The organism is Yinghuangia sp. YIM S10712, assembly GCF_051388935.1.
GTDB lineage: Bacteria > Actinomycetota > Actinomycetes > Streptomycetales > Streptomycetaceae > Yinghuangia.
In genome coordinates, this window is record NZ_JBPKBI010000002.1 from 478,436 (window position 1) to 496,294 (window position 17,859).

The window sequence follows — 17,859 nt, forward strand, 5'->3', positions numbered from 1 at the left end:
ACCCGCGCCGTGGCGGCGCCGGTCCGGACGGTGTTCTCAGTCCAGGCGCCGAGGCGGACCCAGGAAGGTCGATTCGACCTGAGTCGGCGTCAGCAGAACATACCTGCGTGCGCGCCGCGTACACCAGAGGGTGAGTTCGTCGGCGAGCGACGGCAGCGCGTCGGCGTCGCGCACGGGGAGGTCGAGTTCCCTGGCGGCGGCCTCGGCCTCCGGAGGCGAGACGCGCTGGAGGCCCACGAGGTCGGCGTCGGCGAGCCGCCCGGCGGACGCGGGATCGAGGAAGGGAAGCAGGGTGAGCGTGGTCTGCCAGGGTGTGGCGGACAGCCGATTGCGGGGCGGGCGGGCGCCGCAGTCGCGGACGACGAGCACCGGGCTCGCCGCGGACGGTCCCTGGGGCGAGAGGCGGCCCACCGGGTGCACGGTGACGCACGGCTGGCCCCCGCCCGCCTGCTGCGCCATGGCCGTCCACAGGTGCGGGCGTCCGGATTCGATGGCCACCCGCGCGCCGATCGCGGCGGCGCGCAGGGCGATGACCTGGACCAGGTACGCGCCGCCCACGAAGGAGATTTCGTATGGTTCGGGGCGGAACAGGCCGAGGACCGCCGGAGTGCGGTCCTGATCGTGGCCCACCACGATGCCGTCGTCGCTCACCGGGACGCTCAGGGCGCCGAGTTGCTCGACGGTGAGCGCGTGCCGTTCCAGGCGCGGCCCGCGCGACCGCAGGGCCCGGATCACGGCTGACCTCCCAACGGGAGCGTCGCGACCAACGCGGGGCGCTGCTCCCAGTCGAGGCGGACCAGGCCGACCCGGAGCTGTCGGGCACGCGCCTCCAACTCGGCTGCCGCCTGCCGTAGTTCGTCGGCGGAGCGGGCCGACACGCGCACATGCCCGGTCAGTGCGACGGAACCGCCGCCGCCCGCCTGCGCGGTGAGCGAGAACGTCGTCGCGGGCCCCGTCGTTCCGGTGAGAGCGCCGACGAGGTCCGGACTGGACGCCTCGGACAAGCGCGGCCAGCGCGCGATCCAGTACGTGGTGTGCCAGCGGTCGTCGCACCGCCACGCCTGCCGTGTCTCGACGGTCCGCGGTCCGTTACGACCGGTGTTGCGCGCGCTCGGGCTCGCACCGCTCGCTGCGAACAGAGCCTGTATCAAAGTCTGTTCGTCAAGTGGACGGCATGAGAGGCCGGTGGCGGCCAGCGTCGTCGCGAGATGGTTGACAGCACGCAGCAAGGTGCGCTGGGCGCCTTCCAGCCCGCCACCGCGGGCGGCGACCGCGGGACGGCACCGGTCGGCATCAAGCCGAAGGGCGATCCAGGTCTGCCGTATCGCGGGCGCGTCGAGGCCCTCGCGCTCGCGCAGTTCGGTGTACGAACGGGCGGCGATCGCCTCCTGGGGCAGGTGCGGCGCGGGTGCCGGGCGACTGTGCTGCACGATCTGCGCCGAGGCCAGGACGACGTCGTCCACGCGCAGGGCGTCGGCGATCGCGGACAGCGGCAGCGGCCTGTGGACGCGATGCGGGCGCAGCGGTTCGTCGGGAGCCTCGACGAGCAGCACCGCTGTGAGGAACGTACCGTCCCCGGCGAAGCCCACCGTGCGGCGCGAACGGTCGGTCAGCATCCCCACCCGCAAGTTCGGCAGGCACTCACGGATCGGCGCGAGGTCGGACTCGATGCCGTCGGCCGGCGTCCCGCTCGTGCGCGGTGCCGCCGCGGCCTGGCGGCGCCGGCGCCGGAAGCCGAGGAGGATCCCCGGCCACAGCACGAGCCTGCGGTTGCGGAAGCGCGCCACCGCCGCCGTGGCCAGCACCGCCGCGGCGATCGCACCCGGCACCACGAGGGCGCGTTCGGTGGCGAGGGGCAACGCGACCAGCAGCGCGGCGATTTCGAGGACGACGAGATGTTGCACCAGCACCGCGCCCATGCGGCCGGGGCGGGGTTGCAGCCGCGGCGTCGCTGACGACCTCGGCGCCGGGCTCGGGGTGGCCGTGGCGGAGCCCGACACGGGCGTACGCCCGCCGGGCGGGCGCGGAGGCGCGGAAACAGCCACCTGGTACATCCCCCTGAGTACGACGGCGCGGCGGTCGGCGACGCCAAACACCGTACGGTACGGGTTCGTTGGCGCGCTGGGGAAGAGGGTACGGTGACGCTCGCCGATCGTCGAAGACGGGGAGAACGATGGCATCGCGTCGCGAACAACTTGAGGCGTACACCTTCGCGCGCCGCCGACTCGTGGCCGGTTTCCTGCAACCGGAACCAGGCGGCGGATCCGAGGAGAAGGCACCGAAACCCTTCCGGGCAGTGCTGCCGGGCATCGTCATCGGCGCCCTGATCCTGACGGGATTCGGCGTCTACGGTCTGCTGCGGCCGGGAGTGCCGCCGGGGTGGAAGAACAAGGGCAGTCTCATCGTCGGGCGCGATTCGGCGAGTCGCTACGTCTACCTCGACGGCAAACTCCACCCGGTGCTCAACATCGCTTCCGGCCGACTTCTCCTGGATCCCGGCAAGTTCAAGGTCAACCTCGTGCCCGAGAAGGCGATCAACAAGGAGGTCCGCGGCGCGCCGCTGGGCATCCCGACCGCGCCCGACCGCCTGCCGACCGCCAGGGAGGTCAGGAAGACCAAGACCTGGACCGTCTGTGAACGCCCGGCGGTGACCGCGGACGGCCAACCGGACCTGACCGTCGCCCCGCAGCGCAGTCTTTTCCTCGGCGTGGCACCGGAGTTCGGTGACCTGACGGGTGATCAGGCGATCTTCGTGCAGCAGTGGCCGGCGCCGTCGAAGCCGGGGGAGGACCCCGTGCTGTACATCGTGCAGGCCGGGCGCAAGTACCAGGTCAAGAACGATCGGGTCCGCGCCGCCTTTGCGTTGGACAGGGTGCGGCCACAGCCCGTGTCGCAGGAGTGGCTTGAGACGCTGGCGCCGGGTACCGAGATCGACTTTCCCGAGGTCGAGGGGTACGGCGAGCGCTCCAAGGCCGACCTCGACGATGCGTACCGCACGGTGGGAACGGTGTTGGTCGCCGAAGACAGCGAACGCTACTACCTGGTGACCCTGGACGGCGTGGTGCCCGTGAGCCCGTTCGTCGCGACGTTGCTGCGGAGCCGCCCCGACGCGCGCGACATGGTCTACAAAGACCGGACGCCGACGGCGTTCCCGGTGGCGGTCAGCGACCTGGGGGAGTCGATCCGCGCCGGTGCGCTGTGGGGGGCGGACAAGGCGTGGCCGGAGTTGGTGCCGCAGACGGTGAACCGGGTCGAGGCGCCGGTCGGGGAGGGGCGTACGACGCTGTGCAACACGTACACCGGCTCCTACAGCGGCGGAGTGGCGCAGACCCGGCAGTCGGCGTGGACGACGCTGCCCCGGGAGCTGGTGCCGGGCATGGGCGCGGTCTACGTCGAACCCGGAGCGGGCGCGTTGATCCGTGAGGTGACCGGGGGCCCCGACGACCACGCCGGCCCGGTGTTCCTCGTCACCGACTCGGGACTGCGCTACCACATCGTCAACGACCTGCCGGAAGGCGGCGGGACGATGCCGCCAGGGCAGGACAGCGAGGCGAAGATCCGCCTGGGCTACAAAGGAGTCGAGCCGACTCCGGTGCCTCGGGCGTGGACGAGCCTCATGCCGGTCGGCGTCCGGCTCAGCACCGCGGACGCCGAAAAGCCGCAGACTTCCTGAAGTGCAGAGGGAATTGGCGTTGCGTCAGTGCGCGGGGCGTTGAGACGCTGCCGGACAGGTTTCCACCGATCGTGAACTGCCCATGACACAAGCCCGGTTTCGCAAGAGGGACGCAAAACCCGGGTAAGCCGAGTAACCAGACGGCTGGTGTGACTGGGAGAGACGGCGGACAACCGTTAGAGTCACAACACCGAACGGTCACTCATGGGGGATGGTGGATCATGGCAGGGTCCTTCAAGGCCACAACCGAGCAACTCCAGGCGCTGGCAGCAAAGATCGACGCCGAGCAGGCGGCGATCGGGGGAAGCATCACGCGGTTCAACGGCCTTGTCGACAGCGTGCAGGCCGGTTGGCAGGGTGAGGCCTTCGCCGCCTTCGACGCCCTGCAGGCCCGGGTGAACGCCCTCCTCGTGCAACTCAACCAGCAGTTGGACGACATCGGCGTGCTCATGGGCAAGGGCGCGGTCAACTACGCCGACACCGAGGCCGCGAACAAGCAGCAGATCAGCAGCATCACTGCGGCCCTCGGCTGAGCCGCCTTCCGACCTTGTCACCGCACGTCGTCACACAACGGGGAGTTTCACCATGGGCGCGCCCATTGTCGTCACGTTTGACATGATCCACCAGACAGCCCAGCAGATCCGCGGCATCAACGGGGACATTCGCGGCCGACTCGACGAGCTGAAGCGCCAGATCGACGCCGTGGCCGCCACCTGGGAAGGCCAGGCGGCCGCGGACTACCAGATCCGGCAGTCCAAGTGGACCGCGGCGCAGACCGAGCTGTGCAACCTGCTGGAGCAGGTTGCCGCCACCCTGACGCAGACGGCCGAGCTCTACCAGCAGACCGAGACCAGCAACGCCCGCATGTGGACGTGACGCGGTAGGAATTCCACGCCCGCACGCCCGCACGCCCGCACGCGCGAGCAAGGGCGGCCGACGCCCGTGTCCGGCGGACGTGTATCCGTCGCATGTCCCGGGTTCCCGGCTGTGCAAGGAAGGTGGAGGGACGGTCGTCGATCCCGTCCCCCACCTTCGCGCGGTGCGGGGCTGCTCTCGTCCGGAGGACTCCCACGACTGTGGTACCTGCTTCGCGCCGCAGGAGCGCCGGGGCGCTTCTCGGCGCCTTCTGCCTTCTCCTCACCGTGACCGGCGTCCCGGCATCGGCCGGCACGCCTGCGGACGCACCCACCGGCCTGCGGCCGGCCGCCGAAGGCGAGTGCCGGTTCCCCGCACCGCCGCTCAAGGGCAAGCCCTGGGCGCTGCAACGCGTCATGCTCGACCAGCTCTGGTCGAAGTCGACCGGCAAGGGCATAACCGTCGCGGTGATCGACTCCGGCGTCGACGCGACCAACCGGCAACTGACGCCGGCGCTCAGCAACCAGGGCACCGACGATTTCGCGCCCGGCACCCGCGGGCTCGTCGACGAGAACAGCCACGGCACCATGGCGGCCGGCATCATCGCGGCCCGCCCGGACCCGGAGAGCGGCTTCGTCGGACTCGCTCCCGACAGCGTGGTCCTGTCGATCCGTCAGAACGGCGGAACCGACGCACAGAAGGGCAACGTCGACACGCTCGTACGCGCGATCCACTACGCCGCCGAGCACGGGGCCGACGTCATCAACATCTCGCAGGAGACCAGCGGTCCCGAGGGCGCCACGCCCGGACCCGCGCTGGAACGCGCGATCCGCCACGTGATCGACGAACGCGACATCGTCGTGGTCGCGGCGGCGGGAAACTCGGGCGACAAGGACAACTTCGACACGTACCCCGCGAAGTACGAAGGTGTCCTGGCCGTCGGCGCCTCCGACCGCAACAACGACCGCGCGCCTTTCTCGCAGAAGAAGGCGTACGTCGACGTACTGGCGCCCGGGGTCGACATGTGGTCCACGGTCCCCCGAGGCGGGCACTGCCCCGGCGACGGCACCTCCTACGCGGCCCCCTACGCCGCCGGTGTCGCGGCGCTGGTGCGGGCCGCGCACCCCGACTGGACGGCACGCCAGGTCACCACCGTCATCCAGGAGACCGCACAGCGCGGCCAGGCCGGGGCTCTGGAAGGCTCCGGGTGGGGCGTCGTCGACCCCCTCAAGGCCGTGACCTTCACGGGAGTGCCCGGCACCGTCCCCGTCGAGACGGGCGTCCTCCCCGCCCAGGCCCCGCCCGTCAACGTCGCACCGCTCTCCTTCGGCCCCACCCGAGCCGACCGCGACCGCCGGACCGCCACACTCGCCGCGGGCGCCGCCTTCGCCGCCGTCCTCCTCGTCACGAGCACCGCCATCGTCCTCCGCGATGCCCGCAAGCGCCCTCGCCCCTGAACGGCACCGAACGAGCCGCGTGAGGCTGCGCGTCCACCGGCCCCCCGGAATCGCCGCCCGCGACAGACGCCGTGAAGCCTTGCGGGCAGTCGGCACACCAAGCCGCCCCTTCGGCAACCCTCTTGCCGGAGGGGCGGCTTCCAGATGGTGACCGTCAGAGCGTCCCCGGCGTCCCCGGCGTCGCCGAGGCCCTGACGCCGCCGTGACCGGTCCGACGAGTCGGCCGGTCCGACCCGGTCGCCGGCCACGCTCGTGTCACGCCGCGTGTGGTTTCCCCACCGTGCGGCATCCCGCGGCTCACTGTGGCAGCCAGGCGGTTTGGATCATCTGGTTGGGGCGGCGGCGCGAGATCAGTTGTGCCCGACCGGGAGGGAGACGGGTGGGGCGTGTGCCGCCGAGGAGCGGGCCTTCCTCGCGGTTGCCGGAGAGCAGGAGGCCGCCGGTGCCCAGGTCGAGCAGCTTCTGGAGCACAGGCTCGTAGATCGCGCGGGACGCGCCGCCCGAGCTGCGTGCGATGACCAGGTGCAGGCCGACGTCGCGCGCGAGCGGCAGGTACTCCAGAAGCGGGCTGAGCGGGTTGCCGGCCGAGGACACGACGAGGTCGTAGTCGTCGATGAGGAAGTACACGTCCGGCGCGGACCACCAACTGCGGTTCCGCAGTTGTTCTTGCGTGACGTCGGGGCCGGGGATGCGGCGGCTCAGTGAATCGCACACCTGCTCGACGACGGGGCCGAGTGCCGGACCTGCGGCGACATAGTGCAGAAGGTGGGTCTCGGGAACCGCGCCGAGCAACGAGCGCCGGTAGTCGACCGCGATGATGCGGGCCTGAGCCGGTGTGTAGCGCGCGCTGATGCCGTGTGCGAGGGCACGCAGGAACGCGCTCTTGCCCGATTCGGCTTCACCGAAGAGCACCAGGCTGGGATCCGCGGTGAAGTCCACGAACACCGGCTCGAGCGCCGCCTCGTCGATGCCGATGGGAATCTCGTGTCCGGCCGGCGAGCCGGGGTCGGGCAGGTCGGCGTACGGCAGCATTCGCGGCAGCATGCGCACGCGTGGCGCCGGCGCACCGGTCCACGCGGCTTTGGCGCGCTCCACCAGGTCGGCGGTACCGTCCGCGAGGTCCGCCGGATCGCTCGAACCGTCGATGCGCGGCAGCGCGGCGAGGAAATGCAGGCCGTCGGGGGTGAGGCCGCGACCGGGCGCGTCCGTGGGAACGTTCGCGGCGGTGCGCCGGTCGACTTCGGACTCCATCGGTTCGCCGAGCCGCAGCTCAAGCCGTGTCTGCAACTGGTCCTTCAGTGCCGGCCGAAGCTCCGCCCAGCGCCCGGCGGTGACGACGAGGTGGACGCCGTAGCCGAGGCCGCGGGTTGCGATCTCGGTGATCACCGGCTCCAGCGCCTCGAAGTCGTTCTTGATCGTCGTCCATCCGTCGATCACCAGGAAGACGTCCCCCCATGCCTCGCCGGGCAGTCGGCCCTGGGCGCGCTGCCGACGGTAGGTGGCGATGGAGTCGATCCCCCGTGTGCCGAACAACTGTTCGCGCTGATCGACGATGCCCGCGACCTCGCTGACGATACGGCGCACCATCTCCGCGTCGAGGCGGCCCGCCACTCCGCCGACGTGCGGCAGCTCGTCGAGCGAAGACAAGCCTCCGCCGCCGAAGTCCAGGCAGTAGAACTGGGCTTCGGCAGGTGTATGGGTCAACGCCAGCGAGCCGACGAGAGTGCGCGCCAGCGTGCTCTTGCCGCTGCGCGGGCCTCCGACGATCAGGACGTGCCCGGCCGCGCCCGACAGGTCGACGTGCATCAGATCGCGGCGCTGCTCGAACGGTTTGTCGATGACGCCCAGCGGGGCGCCGAGCCGTCCCGTGCCGGACCAGCCCGCGGCGGCCAGCCCTCGGTCCGGTGTCGCGACGACGGGCGCAAGCGACGCGAACAACCCGTCCAGGGCGGGGGATTCGGCCAGCGGCGGCAGCCAGACCTGGTGTGCGGGCGGCCCCTGTCCCGCCATGCGCCGCACGATCACGTCCAGCACGGTGTCGGCGAGCGCCGGCGCCCCGGACAGGTCGTGCCCGTTGGGCGAACCCGCAGCCGGGGCGGCGGGACCCGTCGACTGGGCGGGCACGAAAGCCGCCTGTGGTGTCCAGGTGTTCGAGAACAGCACCGGACGTGGCGCGCCACCCGTGCGGTCGGCCCCTCGGTCGGCGTGGCGGTAGGGGCCCGAGACATACGCGGCCTTGAACCGCGACATCGACTCCGTGTCGAACTTGAGCAGGCCCGACCCCGGTACCGGCGGCAGTTGGTACGCGTCCGGAACACCGAGCACCGCGCGCGACTCGGCGGCCGAAAACGTGCGCAGGCCGATGCGGTACGACAAATACGTGTCGAGACCGCGCAGCCGGCCCTCCTCCAGACGCTGCGAGGCCAGCAGCAGATGCACGCCCAGCGATCGGCCGATACGGCCGATCTGGATGAACATGTCGATGAAGTCCGGTTTGGCGGTGAGGAGTTCGCTGAACTCGTCGATGATGATGACGAGCGACGGCAACGGCTCCAGCGGGGCTCCCGCGGTCCGCGCGCGTTCGTAGTCGTGGATGTTGGCGTGGTTCCCGGCGGCCCGCAGTAGTTCCTGACGGCGGGTCAGCTCACCGGTTATCGCGTCGCGCATGCGGTCCACGAGCGTGAGGTCGTCGGCGAGGTTCGTGATCACCGCGGCGACGTGGGGCATGTCGGACATCCCGGAGAACGTGGCACCGCCCTTGAAGTCGGCGAGCACGAAGTTGAGGATCTCCGAGCTGTGCGTCATCGCGAGCCCCAGCACCAACGTGCGCAGGAGCTCCGACTTGCCGGACCCGGTGGCCCCCACGCACAGGCCGTGCGGCCCCATGCCTTCGAGGGCGGACTCCTTCAGGTCGAGATGGACCGGCTCGCCGCCTTCCCCCACGCCGATGGGCACCCGCAGGCGATCGTGCGGCGCGCGTGGGCGCCACGTGCGCGTCACATCGACCGCCGCGGCGTCGCCGACGCCCATCAACTCGGTGAAGTCGAGGTTCGCCATGAGCGGTTCGTCGCCGTCCGTGCTGGACAGCCGCAGCGGCGCGAGCGCACGGGCGAGCGCTTCCGCGTCGTGGAGGTGCAGGACGTCCGGAGTCCCTTCGTACGCCGTACCCGACGCCGACTCCAGCACCAGGCGCTCAGGTTCCACAACGATCGCCAGGCCGCCGCGCAGTTCGTCGAGCGGCCCAGCGACCACCTCGATCACGGTCACGCCCTGCAACCCCTCGGCGCCGGCCAACGCCGAGCCGGACGGCACCGTGGCGCCGTCCAACACCACGACCACGTGCGGCTGGTCGAGCACCGGCGGCCCCGCAGGGGCGAAGCGGGGCCGGTTCACCAGGTGGTCGCCCAGCAGCCGCTCCACCTCGCCGAGGTCGTCGACGATCATGCGGCGCGGCCCGGCGCCGTCCGTCTCCGTCGGGTGCTGCGCATGGGGGAGCCACTTGATCCAGTCCCACCGGGCCTCGTGGGACGGGTGCACAGCGGCGGCGAGCACGACGTCGTCCGGCGAGTGCAGCGTGACCAACTGCGCGAGCATCGCGCGCGTCACTCCGTGGACGGTGTCCGGATCGCCCGAGACGGTCAGGTGATAGAACGAGCGCAGCGACACCGCCATCGGCAGGTCGTCCAGCATCGACTGGGTCGACAGGAATCGCCGCATGGCCTCGGCGCACAGCGGTTCCAGATCGTCGAGGGGCGCCGTCGACGGCGCGACCAACGGCGTCGCGAGGCGCTGGCGCCCGGTGCCGAGCCGTACTTGGGCGAAGTCCGCGTCGCCCGCCCGGCGTTCCCACAGCCTGCGGCCACCGGCCACGACGGACCACAGTTGGTCCGGTGCCGGGTGCGTATAGAGCTGAGCGCCGCGTTGGCGGCTTGCCGTACGGCGCACCCGGCCGCGCTGCTGGTCGAGGTAGCGCAGGTAGTCACGCCGCGCGTCGAGCATCGCGGGGGTGTTGCCGCGGCGCATGCGGACGATGCCGGCTACGACCATCCCGAGCGACGAGACCATCATCAGGCCGCCCATGACGTACATCATCTTGTTGGCGCCCGGCATGAAGAGGAAGCCGACCGAACCGAGCATGGTCGTCATCGGCAGCAGGCTGTTCATCCAGCCCTGGTCCTGCGGGCGCTCCAGTTCCGGCGGTGGTTCCAGGACGACCTCGTCCCCCGGAACCTCCGGCGGAAACACCCTCGGCGGCCGTCGGACAATGACGACGGTCACGCGGCATCACCCCCCATTCACGCGTGCGTCGAGGCGCCGGTGCACCGGCGCACTGCGGCGAACGGACACGGGGGATCGAGTTGGGACCAACCCACCCCGTAAGGGTCGTCGCCGCGTCACCCGGCGGGCGTTTCCGGACTGGGAAAGCCGCGAGGCGATGGCCGATACTACTGGTTGGCATCCTGGGGTCACAGACCGTGTGACCTCGGACTGTGGACAACGCGCGGTTGTGAGTGACACGCCGGTTCGCAGGACGCACGGCTGTGGACAACCCCCTCCGGCACCCCGGACGGCACCGGCGGTCCGTTAGAGTGCGTCGTCAGTCGCCCCGGCGCATGTCCATCGCGCCTCGGCGGCCCAGTCCGAACCGGAAGCAGGGGGAGCCGCCGGGTGAGTGCAGCAGTCGGCACGGTGGGAACCGCCGTCGGAAACGCGGCCGCCGCCGCACCGTCGACCGTCACCGTCAGCACCGGACTCGTCCGGGTCACCATCGTCGCCCCGGACTGCCGCGTCGACGTGGCATTGCCGGAGGACGTGCCGCTCGCCGACCTCTACCCCGAGATCCTGCGGCTGTCCGGTCGAGCCCAGGCGGCCGGCGCGCCCACCGGCTTCCACCTGATGCGGGTCGACGGAAGCATCCTCGACAGCGCGCGCCCCTTGAGCGCGCAAGCCGTGCACGACGGCGCCCTGCTGCGCTTCACCGCGCTCGCCGACGCGTTGCCCGAGCCCGTCTACGACGACGTCGTCGACGCCGTGGCCGCGTCCGTCACCGCCGACCACCGGCTCTGGTCGCCGGAACTGCTGCGGATCGCCGGTCTGTCCGGAGCCGCCGTCTTCCTCAGCCTCGCGCCGGTCGCGCTGTGGCGTACCGCGGAACCCCACTCCGCGGCCGGCCTCCTCGCCGCGGTGCTGGCACTGGTGTCGGCCGCGGTCGCCGGCGCACGCGCCAGGGTCTACGACGACTCCGGAGCCGCCACCGTCCTTGGTCTCGCGGCTCTGCCCAATGCCTTCTACGCGGGCCTCGGCGCCATCCGACCGGAGGCCGGTGAGGGCCCGGGCCGCGTGCAGTTCCTCGCGGCGTGCGGGGCCGTGATGGTCGTCGCCGCACTGATCGCCGCGCTGGTGCCCGCCCGCAAGGCCCCCTACGTCGCGGGCGCGGGCGCCGGGGCCGCGGGCATTCTCACGGCCTTCGGCCTGATCGCCGCCGACGCCTCCCCGCACGACGCCGCCGCGGTGTCCGGCGTCGTCTCTCTCGCCGCCGTGGCGTTCCTGCCGTCATGGTCGGTGCGGCTCGCCCGGCTGCCCATCGGCTTCCTGCCGCCGGACGCGCCCGCCGCCGCCCGGGCCGCCGCCGACGATCCGGTCGACCACGAGGCGCTTGCCGCCCGCGCCCGGGCCGGACACCAGATGCTCACCGGCCTCGTCGGTGCCTGCGCGCTTGTCGTCGCCTCTTCCACGCTGCTTCTGAGCAACAGGTCCTCGCTGTGGCCGCAGGTGCTCACCGCCGCGCTCGCCGTCGCCCTGCTCACCCGCGCCCGCCTGTTCCGGCACACCGCTCAGGTCGTCCTGCTGCTCGGCGCGGGGGCGCTGTCGCTGGTCTTCCTGTTCGCCGGAATGACCCCGCAGGTCACCGATGCCGAGGGGCAAGCCTGGATCTTCGGCCTGCTCGTGGGACTGGGTGCGGTGTTCGGCCTGATCGCGGTCACCGTGCCGGCCCGGGGACTCTCGCCGTTCTGGGGCCGCGCGATGGACATCCTCGAAGGCATGCTGCTGGCCGCGGTGATCCCGCTGTGCCTCGCGGTGCTGGACGTCTACGGCACGCTGCGCAACATCACCGGATGAGACACCGGCCACTGGCCGTCTTCGCGTACTGCTAGTGTGGTGTTCCCCACCGGACCGCAGAGCCCGGTGCGTGTGCTGCCCGGATGATTCGACCGAGCGGCGCACGTGAGCCACCGAAGTTCCCCCGTGAAGCAGACCGGGGGCGCTCACTCTTTCACTCGAATGGAGCAGCAGTGTCGCTGGACGCCGCAACAAAGAAGAGCATCATGGCCGAGTACGCCACCAAGGAAGGCGACACCGGCTCCCCCGAGGTCCAGATCGCGCTGCTGTCGCGCCGCATCAACGACCTCACCGAGCACCTGAAGCAGCACAAGCACGACCACCACAGCCGCCGCGGCCTGCTGCTGCTCGTCGGTCAGCGTCGCCGTCTCCTGAAGTACCTGGCGAAGGTCGACATCGAGCGCTACCGCTCGCTGATCGCCCGGCTCGGGATCCGCGCGGGTTCCACGGGCGTTCGCTGAACACGACGGCGAAGGAGCGGCTTATGCGAAGCCGCTCCTTCGCCGTATAAGCACGCGGTTTTTGTAGGCTGTGCCCAAGGGTGTCGTGCGCGACACGGCGCCATCCGGGTTCGGATGTCCCGCCGGAATCCCGGGCCCAGCCGGGAACCGACGGGATCGCGGCCCCGGCACGTACCGACAGCTCCACCGCATCACCGAGCTCACCGAGTTCTGGGAACTCACCGAGTTCACCGGATTTTTCAGCACGAACACCGGGAGTGCCGCATCGCGGCACAGGCGTCGGCCCAAGGCGCCGGTCCTCGGTAGTGGCCCCCGGGACGCCCGGCCGTCCGGCCGGAACCGACCCGGTGGCTTCGATCGAAGACCGGCCCGGCCGAAGCCGACTCGTCGCGCACGGCGCGCACTCCCTTGACGCGACGAGGAGGGTGCCCCGTGGAGGGTACCGACGTGACATTCGCCGAAGCCGTTATCGACAACGGCACTTTCGGCACCCGTACGATCCGCTTCGAGACCGGCCGCCTGGCCCGCCAGGCCGCAGGTTCGGCGGTGGCCTACCTGGACGACGACACCATGGTGCTGTCGGCCACCACTGTTTCCAAGCGCCCGAAGGACCAGCTCGACTTCTTCCCCCTGACGGTGGACGTCGAAGAGCGCATGTACGCGGCCGGCAAGATTCCCGGCTCGTTCTTCCGCCGTGAGGGCCGGCCGTCCGAGGACGCGATCCTCACCTGTCGCCTGATCGACCGCCCGCTGCGCCCGTCCTTCGCGAAGGGCCTGCGCAACGAGATCCAGATCGTCGCGACGGTCATGGCGCTCAACCCCGACCACCTCTACGACGTCGTCGCCATCAACGCGGCCTCGATGTCGACGCAGCTCGCCGGGCTGCCGTTCTCCGGCCCGATCGGCGGCGTCCGCGTCGCGCTGATCGACGGCCAGTGGGTGGCCTTCCCGACGCACACCGAGCTGGAGCGCGCCGTCTTCGACATGGTCGTCGCGGGCCGCGTCCTGCCGGACGGCGACGTCGCGATCATGATGGTCGAGGCCGAGGCCACGACCGCGACGACCGAGTTGGTCAAGGGCGGCGCCGTCGCTCCGACCGAGGAGATCGTCGCCGAGGGCCTTGAGGCGGCCAAGCCGTTCATCAAGACCCTGTGCGCCGCCCAGGCCCGGGTCGCCGAGACGGCAGCCAAGGAGACCGCCGAGTACCCGGTCTTCCTCGACTACCAGGACGACGTGTACGAGGCCCTCGCCGCCGCCGTCACCGACGAGCTGGCCGCCGCGCTCACCATCGGTGGCAAGCAGGCTCGCGAGTCGGAGCTCGACCGGGTCAAGGACCTCGCCGCCGAGAAGCTGCTGCCCCAGTTCGAGGGCCGCGAGAAGGAGATCGGCGGCGCCTTCCGCGCGCTCACCAAGAAGCTCGTGCGCCAGCGCGTGCTGCGCGACAAGGTCCGCATCGACGGCCGCGGCCTCACCGACATCCGCACGCTCGCGGCCGAGGTCGAGGTCGTGCCGCGCGTCCACGGGTCTGCGCTGTTCGAGCGCGGGGAGACCCAGATCCTCGGGGTCACCACGCTCAACATGCTGCGCATGGAGCAGATGATCGACACGCTCAACCCCGAGACGCGCAAGCGTTACATGCACAACTACAACTTCCCGCCGTACTCCGTCGGCGAGACCGGCCGCGTCGGATCGCCGAAGCGCCGCGAGATCGGCCACGGCGCACTCGCCGAGCGTGCGCTGCTGCCGGTGCTGCCGTCGCGGGAGGAGTTCCCGTACGCGATCCGCCAGGTCTCCGAGGCGCTCGGCTCGAACGGCTCGACCTCGATGGGCTCGGTCTGCGCGTCCACGATGTCGCTGCTCAACGCCGGTGTTCCGCTGCGGGCCCCGGTCGCGGGCATCGCGATGGGCCTGATCTCCGACGAGGTCGACGGCAAGACCGAGTACGTCACGCTGACCGACATCCTCGGAGCCGAGGACGCGTACGGCGACATGGACTTCAAGGTCGCCGGCACCAAGCAGTTCGTCACCGCGCTCCAGCTCGACACCAAGCTCGACGGCATCCCCGCCTCCGTGCTCGCCGCCGCGCTCAAGCAGGCCAAGGACGCCCGCCTGCACATCCTGGACGTGATGATGGAGGCCATCGACACGCCGGACGAGATGTCGCAGTACGCGCCGCGCATCATCACGGTGAAGATCCCGGTCGAGAAGATCGGCGAGGTCATCGGCCCCAAGGGCAAGATGATCAACCAGATCCAGGACGACACCGGCGCCGACATCACGATCGAGGACGACGGCACGATCTACATCGGCGCCGTCGACGGCCCGTCCGCCGAGGCCGCGCGGAACGTGATCAACCAGATCGCCAACCCGCAGATGCCTGAGGTCGGAGAGCGCTACCTCGGCACTGTCGTCAAGACCACGACGTTCGGCGCGTTCGTTTCGCTCATGCCGGGCAAGGACGGCCTGCTGCACGTCTCGCAGCTGCGCAAGATGGCCGGCGGCAAGCGCGTCGAGAACGTCGAGGACGTCGTCAAGGTCGGCGACAAGGTCCAGGTCGAGATCGCCGAGATCGACCAGCGCGGCAAGCTCTCCCTCGTCCCGGTGGTCGAGGGCGAAGAAGAGTCCGGAGACGACGCCGCGAAGTGACCAGGACGGCTGACAGGAGCCCGGTCGCCGCGTACGTGCAGCGGCCGGGCTCCACCAAGACGTTGCTCAAGGGCGACGACGGCGGCGTCATCCGCCGCACCGTGCTCCCCGGCGGACTCCGCATCGTCACCGAGGCGATGCCCGGCGTCCGCTCGGCGACCTTCGGCATCTGGGTCGGCGTCGGGTCGCGCGACGAGACCCCCGCCCTCGCGGGGGCCACGCACTACCTGGAGCACTTGCTCTTCAAGGGCACCGCCAAGCGCGACGCCCTGGAGATCTCGGCGGCGCTCGACGCGGTCGGCGGTGAGATGAACGCTTTCACCGCCAAGGAGTACACGTGCTATTACGCCCGTGTCCTCGACAGCGATCTGCCGCTGGCCATCGACGTGGTCTCCGACATGGTCACGGCCTCGCTCATCCGGTCGGAGGACGTCGACAGCGAGCGCGGCGTCATCCTCGAAGAGATCGCGATGAACGAGGACGACCCCGGCGACCTCGTGCACGAACTGTTCTCCGAGGCACTCCTCGGCGACATGCCGCTCGGCCGCCCGGTCCTCGGCACCGTCGACTCGGTCAACGCCCTCACGCGCTCGCAGATCGCCGGATACTACCGGCGCCGTTACCGGCCGCCGCACATGGTGGTCACGGCGGCCGGCAATGTCGACCACGCCAAAGTGGTCCGGCTGGTCACGAAGGCCTTCGCGGACGTCCCGGTCGACCTCGACGCGACGCCGACACCCCCGCGCGGCGGCGAACGACCCGTCCGCGGGGGCGGCAACGTACGCATCCTCGAACGCCCGACCGAGCAGGCCCACCTGCTGCTCGGCATGCCGGGCGTCTCACGCTCCGACGACCGCCGCTTCGCACTCTCGGTGCTCAACGCGGCGCTCGGCGGCGGCATGAGCTCACGGCTGTTCCAGGAGATCCGCGAAAAGCGCGGCCTGGCGTACTCCGTCTACTCGTACACCTCCGGATTCGCCGACCTCGGCGTTTTCGGCGTGTACGCGGGTTGCCTCCCCGGCAAGGTCCACGAAGTCCTGCGCATCGTGCGCGACGAACTCGACAAGGTCGTCGCGGACGGCATCGGAGAAGAGGAACTGCGCCGCGCGATCGGCCAGTTGCACGGGTCGCTCGTGCTCGGCCTGGAGGACTCCGGATCCCGGATGAGCCGCATCGGCAAGAGCGAACTCGTCCACGGCGAGCACCTGTCCGTCGACGACCAACTCGCGATCATCGCAGCGGTGACCGGAGACCAGGTCCGGGAGGTGGCGCGGGACATCCTCGGGGCACGTCCTACGCTTGCCCTCGTCGGACCGTTCCCCGACCCCGACGCGTTCGCCGGGGCGGTGTCCTGACCCTCCGCGACGCCCCCGGGCGTGCACCGGACAAGCCAAAGAACGAGGAGCCAAGTACATGACCGCGCTGCGGGTCGCCGTGATCGGGGCCAAGGGCCGGATGGGCGCCGAAGCCTGCGCCGCCGTGGAGGCGGCCGACGGGCTCGAACTCGTCGCACGCGTCGACCAGGGCGACACCATCGACGCCCTGGCCGAGAACGGCACCCAGGTCGCCGTCGACTTCACCCATCCGGGTGTCGTCATGGACAACCTGGACTACTGCATCCGCAACGGCATCCACGCCGTCGTCGGCACCAGCGGCTTCACCCCCGACCGCCTCGAAACGGTGCGCGCCCGGCTCGCCGAGCACCCGGCCGTCGGCGTCCTCATCGCCCCGAACTTCGGTATCGGCGCCGTCCTGATGATGCAGTTCGCCGCGAAGGCCGCGCGCTTCTACGAGTCCGTCGAAATCGTCGAACTCCACCACCCCAACAAGGTGGACGCGCCCAGCGGCACCGCCCGCCGGACCGCCGAACTGGTCGCCGAGGCACGCCGCGCCGCCGACCTCCCGCCGGTGCCGGACGCCACCACCGACGACCCCGACGGCGCCCGCGGTGCCACGATCGACGGCATCCCGGTGCACGCGGTCCGACTGCGCGGACTCGTCGCCCACCAAGAGGTCCTGCTCGGCGACGCGGGCGAGATGCTGACCATCCGCCACGACTCGTTCGAGCGGACCTCGTTCATGCCGGGTGTCATCCTGGGCGTCCGGCGAGTGGGCTCCGTACCCGGCCTCACGCTGGGCCTGGAGCACTTCCTGGACCTGGACTAGGGGACGCGAGGACTACACGCCCGTGAAGCAACGCGTCACCGCCCTCGTCCTCATCGGGGTCCTGGTCTTCTACGTGCTGCTCGTCGGCAGCCGCGGCGTCATCGCCATCAAGGACGGCAGGCCCACCGTCGTCCTGCTCGGCGTCGCGGTGCTGGCGATCCCGGTCGTGGGCGTCTGGTACATCTGGCGCGAACTGCGCTTCGGCTTCACCATGCAGCAACTCGCCCGCGAACTCGAAGCCGAAGGCGAACTGCCCCCCGACACCCTCGAACGCACGGCCGACGGACGCATAAGCCGCCACAGCGCCGACGAAGTCTTCGCCAAACGCAAAGCCGAAACCGAAGCCGACCCGGAAAACTGGCGCGCCTGGTACCGCCTCGCGGTCGCCTACTCCGACGCCCGCGACAACGCCCGAGGACGCAAGGCCATGCTCCGGGCCATCAAGCTCCACAGGGCCGAGCGAGGCCGCTGACCACTCACC

General features: G+C 70.7%; 13 protein-coding genes. 10 read left to right on the top strand and 3 right to left on the bottom strand.

Annotated elements, in window-relative coordinates; translation table 11 throughout:
- Positions 1–36: 36 nt before the first annotated feature.
- Together ACRX5W_RS07545 and eccE are read right to left on the bottom strand one after the other, a co-directional pair.
- Positions 37–735 carry a hypothetical protein gene (locus ACRX5W_RS07545; RefSeq protein ID WP_436787157.1) on the bottom strand — a complete coding sequence of 233 codons (699 nt, stop codon included), beginning with the start codon at positions 733–735 and terminating at the stop codon, positions 37–39.
- On the bottom strand, positions 732–1,919 hold the full coding sequence (gene eccE / locus ACRX5W_RS07550; protein WP_436787514.1) for a type VII secretion protein EccE: 1,188 nt from the start codon (positions 1,917–1,919) through the stop codon (positions 732–734). The genes ACRX5W_RS07545 and eccE overlap by 4 nt, the downstream gene beginning before the upstream one ends.
- A gap of 254 nt (positions 1,920–2,173) precedes the next feature.
- Between eccE and eccB the strand changes: the two genes are divergently transcribed.
- The 4 genes from eccB (at position 2,174) to mycP (ending at position 5,985) form a co-directional block, all read left to right on the top strand.
- The gene (gene eccB / locus ACRX5W_RS07555; protein ID WP_436787158.1) at positions 2,174–3,673 is read left to right on the top strand and encodes a type VII secretion protein EccB; all 1,500 of its coding nucleotides are present in this window, start codon (positions 2,174–2,176) and stop codon (positions 3,671–3,673) included.
- Between the two features lie 221 nt (positions 3,674–3,894).
- Positions 3,895–4,206: a WXG100 family type VII secretion target gene (locus ACRX5W_RS07560; protein ID WP_436787159.1), complete on the top strand. Its 312-nt coding sequence runs from the start codon at positions 3,895–3,897 to the stop codon at positions 4,204–4,206.
- A gap of 52 nt (positions 4,207–4,258) precedes the next feature.
- Positions 4,259–4,549 carry a WXG100 family type VII secretion target gene (locus tag ACRX5W_RS07565; protein WP_436787160.1) on the top strand — a complete coding sequence of 97 codons (291 nt, stop codon included), beginning with the start codon at positions 4,259–4,261 and terminating at the stop codon, positions 4,547–4,549.
- 200 nt (positions 4,550–4,749) lie between these two features.
- Positions 4,750–5,985, top strand: a complete 1,236-nt coding sequence (gene mycP, locus ACRX5W_RS07570) for a type VII secretion-associated serine protease mycosin (protein ID WP_436787161.1) — start codon at positions 4,750–4,752, stop codon at positions 5,983–5,985.
- A gap of 297 nt (positions 5,986–6,282) precedes the next feature.
- Here mycP and eccCa read toward each other — a convergent pair whose 3' ends face one another.
- The gene (gene eccCa, locus ACRX5W_RS07575) at positions 6,283–10,263 is read right to left on the bottom strand and encodes a type VII secretion protein EccCa (protein WP_436787162.1); all 3,981 of its coding nucleotides are present in this window, start codon (positions 10,261–10,263) and stop codon (positions 6,283–6,285) included.
- 390 nt (positions 10,264–10,653) lie between these two features.
- On the opposite strand from eccCa, the gene eccD reads away from it, so the two are divergent.
- From eccD to ACRX5W_RS07605, 6 genes are all read left to right on the top strand, one after another.
- Positions 10,654–12,105, top strand: a complete 1,452-nt coding sequence (gene eccD, locus ACRX5W_RS07580; protein WP_436787163.1) for a type VII secretion integral membrane protein EccD — start codon at positions 10,654–10,656, stop codon at positions 12,103–12,105.
- Positions 12,106–12,278: 173 nt separating this feature from the next.
- The gene (rpsO, locus tag ACRX5W_RS07585; protein WP_231774070.1) at positions 12,279–12,566 is read left to right on the top strand and encodes a 30S ribosomal protein S15; all 288 of its coding nucleotides are present in this window, start codon (positions 12,279–12,281) and stop codon (positions 12,564–12,566) included.
- 432 nt (positions 12,567–12,998) lie between these two features.
- Positions 12,999–15,212, top strand: coding sequence for a polyribonucleotide nucleotidyltransferase (locus tag ACRX5W_RS07590; RefSeq protein ID WP_436787164.1), 2,214 nt, complete (start codon positions 12,999–13,001; stop codon positions 15,210–15,212).
- Complete coding sequence (locus ACRX5W_RS07595; RefSeq protein ID WP_436787165.1) at positions 15,209–16,567, top strand: M16 family metallopeptidase; 1,359 nt, start codon at positions 15,209–15,211, stop codon at positions 16,565–16,567. Before ACRX5W_RS07590 ends, ACRX5W_RS07595 begins: the two co-directional genes overlap by 4 nt.
- 58 nt (positions 16,568–16,625) lie before the next feature.
- Complete coding sequence (gene dapB / locus ACRX5W_RS07600) at positions 16,626–17,378, top strand: 4-hydroxy-tetrahydrodipicolinate reductase (RefSeq protein ID WP_436787166.1); 753 nt, start codon at positions 16,626–16,628, stop codon at positions 17,376–17,378.
- A gap of 22 nt (positions 17,379–17,400) precedes the next feature.
- Positions 17,401–17,850 carry a hypothetical protein gene (locus tag ACRX5W_RS07605; protein WP_436787167.1) on the top strand — a complete coding sequence of 150 codons (450 nt, stop codon included), beginning with the start codon at positions 17,401–17,403 and terminating at the stop codon, positions 17,848–17,850.
- The last annotated feature ends 9 nt before the right edge of the window (positions 17,851–17,859 follow it).